We start from the raw sequence: 7,733 nt of genomic DNA on the forward strand, positions 1-7,733 counted from the left end.
CCCGCTACCCGACCAAACTTGCCTTCTGCAGTCGCTTCAGAAGACAAAGAGAACCGCCAATCGTGCGTGATTCATCACAACGATCAGGCGGTTTTCTTTGGCTTCTGGGGCCGATTATTCGGGCTCCCGAATGAGTGCCAGAATAACGTCCCCACAAAGCACAAAAAGGCCGGCGGTGAAAATACCGCCAGCCTTCGCACAGCGCGCCGAAACTTACTTGACTTCGACCTTCGCGCCAGCTTCTTCCAGCTTCTTCTTGGCTTCTTCAGCAGCAGCCTTGTCGACGCCTTCCTTGATGGGCTTCGGTGCACCGTCAACCAGGTCCTTCGCTTCCTTCAGGCCCAGGCCCGTCAGTTCGCGAACGGCCTTGATGACCGAAACCTTGTTGGCGCCGGCTTCAGCCAGGACGACCGTGAATTCGGTCTTCTCTTCTGCAGCAGCAGCAGCGCCGCCGCCTGCCGGGCCAGCGACTGCCACTGCAGCTGCCGACACGCCAAACTTCTCTTCGAACGCCTTGACCAGTTCGTTCAGTTCCAGAACGGTCATCCCTTCGACTGCTGCCAGGATGTCTTCTTTTGCGATTGCCATTTGAAATACTCCTAAATTGAATTCGGATACAGCCAGCGATCAGTAACGCTGATGCACGTTCGCTTATGCAGCTTCCGCTTGCTTCTTCTCGGCCAGCGCGGCCAGAGCACGCGCGAAGCCCGAAACAGGCGCTTGCATAACGAACAGCAGCTTCGAGAGCAGTTCTTCGCGGCTCGGGATGCTTGCCAGCGCTTGCACGCCAGCCTTGTCCATCACCTTGCCATCGAACGAACCAGCCTTGATGACCAACTTGTCATTGCTCTTGCTGAAGTCGTTGACGACCTTAGCAGCAGCAATTGCATCTTCCGAGATGCCGTAGATCAACGGACCAGTCATCTGCTCTGCCAGCGGAGCAAACGGCGTACCTTCGACGGCGCGACGCGCCAGCGTGTTCTTCAACACGCGCAGGTAAACCTTTTGCTCACGCGCTTGCGCGCGCAGCTTGGTCAGATCGCCAACCGCAATTCCACGATACTCAGCCAGCACAACGGTCTGGGCCTTCGCGACTTGCGCGGAAACCTCAGCGACGACGGCTTGCTTGTCTTCTCTATTAAGCGGCACGGTTAGCCTCCAGAAACGATACGTTCGGCATGGCCGGCATGGCCGAAACCTCACGTACCTCGTTCAACAACGGCGTCCGACCTCGTTAGGAGTATTTCCACCTCACGCCGCGAATCGCTTCGCGGCCTGCGGCTTCACCACTGCAAAACTTTTTCGGGTTCGCCATCTGCGTTGGCTTGAATTAAGGGGATCACCCGACTGCTGCGCCCCACCAACGGTCTTTGATAACCGGTTGTCCGCCCTGCTGCACGAACAACCGCCCAAAGCCCATGTGGGCCGCTTCGCGAACGAAACGGCCCGAATACTTGCTTACTGTGCTGCCAGCGTAGCCTGGTCGACACGCACGCCGACGCCCATCGTGCTCGACAGTGCGATCTTGCGCAGGTACACGCCCTTGCTCGTTGCCGGCTTTGCCTTCTGCAGCGCTTCGATCAGCGCCGACAGGTTCGAACGCAGCGCGGTCGGCTCGAACGATGCACGGCCGATGGTCGCGTGGATGATACCGGCCTTGTCGACACGGAATTGCACCTGACCAGCCTTCGCGTTCTTGACGGCGGTGGCGACGTCCGGCGTGACCGTACCGACCTTCGGGTTCGGCATCAGGCCGCGCGGGCCGAGGATCTGGCCGAGCGTACCGACGATACGCATCGTGTCCGGCGAAGCGATCACGATGTCGAAGTCCATCTGGCCAGCCTTGATCTGCTCAGCCAGGTCTTCCATACCGACGATTTCCGCGCCTGCTGCACGAGCCTGCTCGGCCTTTTCGCCTTGCGCGAACACGGCAACGCGAACCGACTTGCCCGTACCTGCCGGCAGAACGACCGAACCACGAACGACCTGGTCCGACTTCTTCGCATCGATGCCGAGCTGGACTGCGACGTCGATCGACTCGTCGAACTTCGCGCTCGCGCATTCCTTCACGAGGCTCAGTGCGTCTTCGATCGCGTACAGCTTCTGACGGTCGACCTTGGCGGCAAATGCCTGACGGCGCTTGGAGATCTTAGCCATTTACACGCCCTCCACAGTGATACCCATCGAGCGTGCGCTACCAGCGATGGTGCGAACGGCTGCGTCCAGATCAGCTGCCGTAAGGTCCGGCATCTTGGTCTTCGCGATTTCTTCGGCTTGAGCGCGCGTGATCGAACCGACCTTGTCGGTGTGCGGCTTGCTCGAGCCCTTGTCCACCTTCGCCGCCTTCTTGATCAGGACGGTCGCCGGCGGCGTCTTCATCACGAACGTGAAGCTCTTGTCAGCGAATGCCGTGATGACCACCGGCACCGGCAGACCCGGCTCCATGCCTTGAGTCTGCGCGTTGAACGCCTTGCAGAACTCCATGATGTTCAGGCCGCGCTGGCCCAGTGCCGGACCGACCGGCGGCGACGGGTTGGCTTTACCTGCAGGGATCTGCAGCTTGATAAAGCCGATAATCTTCTTTGCCATTTGAAACCTCATTGGAACGCCGGAGAAGGCGTTCGGTGAGTGATAACGCGCTTTCGCCGCTGGCTACTGACGCTCCTCAACGGCCATGACGCGGGCCGTAAGCGCGAAGGTGGGCAGCCGAGGCTGCCCACCGAATCGGGATCAAACTTTTTCGACCTGGCCGAATTCGAGTTCGACCGGGGTGGATCGGCCAAAAATTGTGACCGACACACGCACACGCGATTTTTCGTAGTTGACTTCTTCGACGGTGCCGTTGAAGTCCGTGAACGGGCCTTCCTTGACGCGCACCATCTCGCCGACTTCGAACAGGGTCTTCGGGCGCGGCTTTTCGACGCCTTCCTGCATCTGCGACATGATCTTCTCGACTTCCTTCGGGGAAATCGGAGTCGGGCGGTTACGCGCACCGCCGACGAAACCGGTGACCTTCGCCGTGTTCTTCACGAGGTGCCACGTTTCGTCCGTCATTTCCATTTCCACGAGCACGTAGCCGGGGAAGAAACGACGCTCGGTCACTGCCTTGTGGCCGCCTTTGACTTCGACCACTTCTTCGGTCGGGACCAGGATCTGACCGAATTTGTCCTGCATGCCAGCACGTTCGATGCGCTCCTGAAGCGCGCGTTGCACGCTCTTCTCCATACCGGAGTAGGCGTGCACGACGTACCAACGCTTTCCGCTCGGGGATGCCGGAGTATCGCTCATATCATTTCCAACCCAGAATCGCCGAGAAAATCACCCATTCGATCGATTTGTCGCTCAACCAGAGGAAAATCGCCATCACGAGCACGAAACCGAACACGACGAGTGTGGTTTGCGTTGCTTCCTTGCGGGTGGGCCATACGACCTTCCGGACTTCCTTGTACGAATCCTTGGCAAACGCGATGAGGCTCTTGCCAGGGGCGGACATCAGCCCGACGGCCACGCCGGCGATGATACCTACCGCCAACGCGGCACCGCGGACATACCACTGCTGATTGGCCAGCCAGAAGAAGCCCACGAATCCGGCCAACACCAGCAATACGCCCAGGGCCAGCATCAGCTTATCGCCGGAGGTATTTACAGTTTCGACGGATGGATTCGCCATAACACCTTAAAACAAATGCCACGTGGGACACGTGGCGATTTTTGGCAGGGGCAGAGGGAATCGAACCCCCAACCTTCGGTTTTGGAGACCGACGCTCTGCCAGTTGAGCTATACCCCTAAACCATGTTGGGGCCGGCTGATGCCAGCCCCAAAACTGTCGATCAACGAATAACTGGCTTACTCGATGATCTTGGCGACGACGCCGGCGCCGACCGTACGGCCGCCTTCGCGGATCGCGAAGCGCAGACCTTCTTCCATCGCGATCGGAGCGATCAGCTTCACCGTGATCGACACGTTGTCGCCCGGCATCACCATTTCCTTGTCCTTCGGCAGCTCGATCGAGCCCGTCACGTCCGTCGTACGGAAGTAGAACTGCGGACGGTAGTTGTTGAAGAACGGCGTGTGACGGCCGCCTTCGTCCTTGCTCAGCACGTACACTTCAGCCGTGAAGTGCGTGTGCGGCGTGATCGAACCCGGCTTCGCCAGAACCTGGCCACGCTCCACGTCTTCACGCTTCGTGCCGCGCAGCAGGATACCCACGTTGTCGCCTGCCTGACCTTGGTCCAGCAGCTTGCGGAACATTTCAACGCCCGTGCAGGTCGTCTTCACCGTCGGCTTGATACCGACGATTTCGATTTCCTCGCCGACCTTCACGATGCCGCGCTCGACACGACCCGTCACCACCGTACCACGGCCCGAGATCGAGAACACGTCTTCCACCGGCATCAGGAACGCGCCGTCAACTGCACGCTCCGGCGTCGGGATGTACGTGTCCAGCGCGTCGGCCAGGCTCATGATCGCCACTTCGCCCAGCTCGCCCGTGTCGCCTTCCAGCGCCAGCTTCGCCGAACCCTTCACGATCGGCGTGTCGTCGCCCGGGAAGTCGTACTTCGACAGCAGTTCGCGAACTTCCATCTCGACCAGCTCGAGCAGTTCAGCGTCGTCCACCATGTCGCACTTGTTCAGGAACACGATGATGTACGGAACGCCAACCTGACGCGCCAGCAGGATGTGCTCACGCGTTTGCGGCATCGGGCCGTCCGCTGCCGAGCAAACCAGGATCGCGCCGTCCATCTGCGCCGCGCCCGTGATCATGTTCTTCACATAGTCAGCGTGGCCCGGGCAGTCGACGTGTGCGTAGTGGCGGTTAGCCGTTTCGTACTCGACGTGTGCCGTGTTGATCGTGATGCCGCGCGCCTTTTCTTCCGGTGCCGCGTCGATCTGGTCGTATGCCTTCGCTTCGCCGCCGAACTTCTTCGTCAGAACCGTCGTGATCGCTGCCGTCAGCGTCGTCTTGCCGTGGTCAACGTGACCAATCGTACCAACGTTCACGTGCGGCTTGGTCCGCTCAAACTTTTCCTTGGCCATTTTCAACTCCCAAAAGGAATTTCACAGGTTGCGCCGCGCGCAAACAAGACACTGACTTTTTACTGCTGGTGCCCATGGGCAGGATCGAACTGCCGACCTCTCCCTTACCAAGGGAGTGCTCTACCACTGAGCCACATGGGCGCTACGCTTCAACTTAGCGGTCTGGAGCGGGTGAAGGGAATCGAACCCTCGTCGTAAGCTTGGAAGGCTTCTGCTCTACCATTGAGCTACACCCGCACGGGCCACTAACGATTCCTTGCCGCTCACTGCGCTGATATCTTGGTGGAGGAGGTTGGATTCGAACCAACGTAGGCGTAAGCCAACAGATTTACAGTCTGCCCCCTTTAGCCACTCGGGCACCCCTCCGTAGAGAACTGACGATTATGGGGGTGCATCGCACTCCTGTCAAGCATATCCGGAAGATTATTTTCACTTTCTTCCCGACTCCTGCTTCCCGCCGATCCCCGCCCTTGCCCGGCTAAGGCAAGCGCGAGATGTTGCCGACCGGCGCCACATCTTCGTCAGACTCCGCCTTCAGCGCGGATCTGCATCTGCGCTAAAAACGAAAGACCGCCATCATACGGCCTCTTTCGCACAATGCCAAGCGGGTAGACACAAAATTTCGGCAAATTTCGTGCCGGGCGTGTTCGGCCAGCAGGGCGTCGGGGGTTCACGGGAGGTTCGTCAGCGCTTCTTGCAGGAAATAGCGGCTTTGCAGCGGGCACTGCAGGCTGCCCGCCCCGATCCAGGCCAACATGGGGACAAATGCTTTCGCGCCCCCTTCCGCAATCGGGGCGAACCGGCCTCATTGCCGAATTCGATCACCCTGTTGCGTTCGACGACTTTCCCGGGGGCACGATATCGTCCCGAATCGCCGGCCTCCCTCCGGTGCCCATCTCCACGCGCCAGCCTGCTTCCTTCATATGCCGCGCTTGCTCTGCAACGGCATTCCTTTGTGGTGCAGCGACATGCCGCGGCTTCGGCAGACTCTTGGTGCCGCTCGAGGTCGATCAGGACGATTCGACAGCCAGCATGACTCTCGGCTGCACCGCCGTTACCGGCGCCGTGCTCCGCGGTTGGGGAGCATCAACGATTGCAGCCCGCGCTCGATTCCTTGATGTGTGGGTCGGCACGCGCCGGCTCTCTCGCGGCACAACAGCGGAATCGGGAAGCGATGGCTCGATGCCGTCTCGAGCGATGAACGCGACGGTTCTGCACGTCCCGCTGCCCTGCTTGCGGGCACTGCTGGCGACGCGCGCCCTGGTCCAGGCCTCTCTCTGGCCTTGCTACCGCCGCGTCGAACGTTCCGCCGGCCGGCATCGCTGTGTCTCGTCGTGCAAACCGCTCAGCGTCAGCATCGAATCGGCATCGCGGCGAATCTTCGGCGTACACCGAGACATCACAACTGTTCGTATGGTGCCCGCCACGTCCAGCTGCGCTCCCAATTTCGGCGCCGCGCTCCACGGATGAGCCGCCGTCACGCCACACGCGCCCAAAGACAGTGGAAAGCGTATAGATGGCGCAGGAGCGTCGACATCCGAAGTGCGCTGCCCGGCAGTGTTCGAGCTGCCCCGGACTCACGACCGGAACACGGCACCGCAGTCTCCATCTGCAGGAGACTCTCTGCCCGGCGATCCGAATACGGTCGCACAAAACGCGCTCTAGGCGTCGACGCCGACAGCACATCCTTCACATCGATGGGAAAAGGCCTAGGCCACGGAGGTGAGGCTACCTATCCGCTCATCGGCGAAATTTACGCGTTACGGAACGGTCAACGGGCGGCCGTCGAGAGGAATCGCACCGCTTTTTGATCTTCTTTGGCCCCGCGATACGCACACGGCTCGGCGGACCGTCGACCGCGACTCAAGCGTAGATCGCGGCCCGATAGGGCTATTTCAGGCGAAGATATAGCGAGTTAGAACGGAAATGTCGCCTAATAGCAACGCCGCGCCTCCCTGGCGGGACGCAGCTCGGTCGCGTGGTTTCGCGAGGAACGCACGCACATTTGGCACTTGCGACAAGAGAGCCGGAAGCGCGGACATCCCACCCGTTCTTGCCACCAACCCGCGGGAGATAGAGCGAGCGCAGGGCGCACCCGCTGCCACGCGATATGCGCAGCGCACCGAGGCAGAAGACGCGCTCGATACACCGGCGATCAAGGCGCGTTGATCGATTATCGGGTGACGTGGGGTAGCCAGACCTGGCGGGCGCCTGTGTCGAACAAGGCCGGCCGGAAGATTACTCTGGCGAAGTTGTCCAAGGCGATTTCTCGCCGCGGCCCTGATGGCCGCCGACACAAACGAAAAATAGAAGGTTCGTGATTTCAGCAACATTAGTTGCTGGCGTACAGGCATCCCGACGGGCGAGATGCATTTGGCCAATCTCGAGGAGACGATTTCGATTTGAGCCAACGCCTTCGACACCCAACTCGTGCCACACGGCGCTTCGCCGCACGCTTTTCTGGCGCGCCAATGCAAAAACCCCCGCCTTTCGGGCGGGGGTTTCTGGCTTAGGGAGCCTGACGATTACCTACTTTCACACGGGAATCCGCACTATCATCGGCGTAGAGTCGTTTCACGGTCCTGTTCGGGATGGGAAGGGGTGGGACCGACTCGCTATGGTCATCAGGCAAAGGGGGTTGTTGCGTTGCTTCGCAGCGCAACCAATCTTGGAAGAAGCAGTAATTTAGGTTGTG

7 protein-coding genes, 4 tRNA genes and 1 rRNA gene are annotated in these 7,733 nt (G+C 60.1%); all 12 read right to left on the reverse strand.

Annotation, left to right across the window (positions count from 1 at the left end):
* Positions 1 to 213 precede the first annotated feature (213 nt).
* The gene (gene rplL, locus H0X90_RS18530) at positions 214 to 588 is read right to left on the reverse strand and encodes a 50S ribosomal protein L7/L12 (RefSeq protein WP_006482911.1); all 375 of its coding nucleotides are present in this window, start codon (positions 586 to 588) and stop codon (positions 214 to 216) included.
* Positions 589 to 651: 63 nt separating this feature from the next.
* Complete coding sequence (gene rplJ, locus H0X90_RS18535; protein ID WP_006482916.1) at positions 652 to 1,149, reverse strand: 50S ribosomal protein L10; 498 nt, start codon at positions 1,147 to 1,149, stop codon at positions 652 to 654.
* Between the two features lie 309 nt (positions 1,150 to 1,458).
* On the reverse strand, positions 1,459 to 2,157 hold the full coding sequence (gene rplA / locus H0X90_RS18540; RefSeq protein ID WP_006482906.1) for a 50S ribosomal protein L1: 699 nt from the start codon (positions 2,155 to 2,157) through the stop codon (positions 1,459 to 1,461).
* Positions 2,158 to 2,589: a 50S ribosomal protein L11 gene (rplK, locus tag H0X90_RS18545; RefSeq protein WP_006477201.1), complete on the reverse strand. Its 432-nt coding sequence runs from the start codon at positions 2,587 to 2,589 to the stop codon at positions 2,158 to 2,160.
* 141 nt (positions 2,590 to 2,730) lie between these two features.
* Entirely contained in the window at positions 2,731 to 3,288 is a 558-nt protein-coding gene (nusG, locus tag H0X90_RS18550; RefSeq protein ID WP_006400672.1) for a transcription termination/antitermination protein NusG, read from the reverse strand.
* A 1-nt stretch (position 3,289) separates the two neighbouring features.
* Positions 3,290 to 3,670, reverse strand: coding sequence for a preprotein translocase subunit SecE (secE, locus tag H0X90_RS18555; RefSeq protein WP_006482892.1), 381 nt, complete (start codon positions 3,668 to 3,670; stop codon positions 3,290 to 3,292).
* A gap of 42 nt (positions 3,671 to 3,712) precedes the next feature.
* A tRNA-Trp gene (locus tag H0X90_RS18560) sits at positions 3,713 to 3,788 on the reverse strand.
* A gap of 59 nt (positions 3,789 to 3,847) precedes the next feature.
* On the reverse strand, positions 3,848 to 5,038 hold the full coding sequence (gene tuf / locus H0X90_RS18565; protein ID WP_006482910.1) for an elongation factor Tu: 1,191 nt from the start codon (positions 5,036 to 5,038) through the stop codon (positions 3,848 to 3,850).
* Between the two features lie 66 nt (positions 5,039 to 5,104).
* A tRNA-Thr gene (locus H0X90_RS18570) sits at positions 5,105 to 5,179 on the reverse strand.
* Positions 5,180 to 5,201: 22 nt separating this feature from the next.
* A tRNA-Gly gene (locus tag H0X90_RS18575) sits at positions 5,202 to 5,275 on the reverse strand.
* A 43-nt stretch (positions 5,276 to 5,318) separates the two neighbouring features.
* Positions 5,319 to 5,404: transfer RNA gene (locus H0X90_RS18580), tRNA-Tyr, on the reverse strand.
* A gap of 2,150 nt (positions 5,405 to 7,554) precedes the next feature.
* Positions 7,555 to 7,667: ribosomal RNA gene (rrf, locus tag H0X90_RS18585) — 5S ribosomal RNA — on the reverse strand.
* Positions 7,668 to 7,733 lie beyond the last annotated feature (66 nt).

This window comes from Burkholderia sp. 9775_39, from assembly GCF_015712225.1.
GTDB lineage: Bacteria > Pseudomonadota > Gammaproteobacteria > Burkholderiales > Burkholderiaceae > Burkholderia > Burkholderia cenocepacia.

Excerpts from the sequence above, each read along its gene's own strand:
- rplA (WP_006482906.1), bottom strand. The coding sequence starts at position 2,157 with ATGGCTAAGATCTCCAAGCGCCGTCAGGCATTTGCCGCCAAGGTCGAC.
- rplK (WP_006477201.1), bottom strand. The coding sequence starts at position 2,589 with ATGGCAAAGAAGATTATCGGCTTTATCAAGCTGCAGATCCCTGCAGGT.
- secE (WP_006482892.1), bottom strand. The coding sequence starts at position 3,670 with ATGGCGAATCCATCCGTCGAAACTGTAAATACCTCCGGCGATAAGCTG.
- rplL (WP_006482911.1), bottom strand. The coding sequence starts at position 588 with ATGGCAATCGCAAAAGAAGACATCCTGGCAGCAGTCGAAGGGATGACC.
- tuf (WP_006482910.1), bottom strand. The coding sequence starts at position 5,038 with ATGGCCAAGGAAAAGTTTGAGCGGACCAAGCCGCACGTGAACGTTGGT.
- nusG (WP_006400672.1), bottom strand. The coding sequence starts at position 3,288 with ATGAGCGATACTCCGGCATCCCCGAGCGGAAAGCGTTGGTACGTCGTG.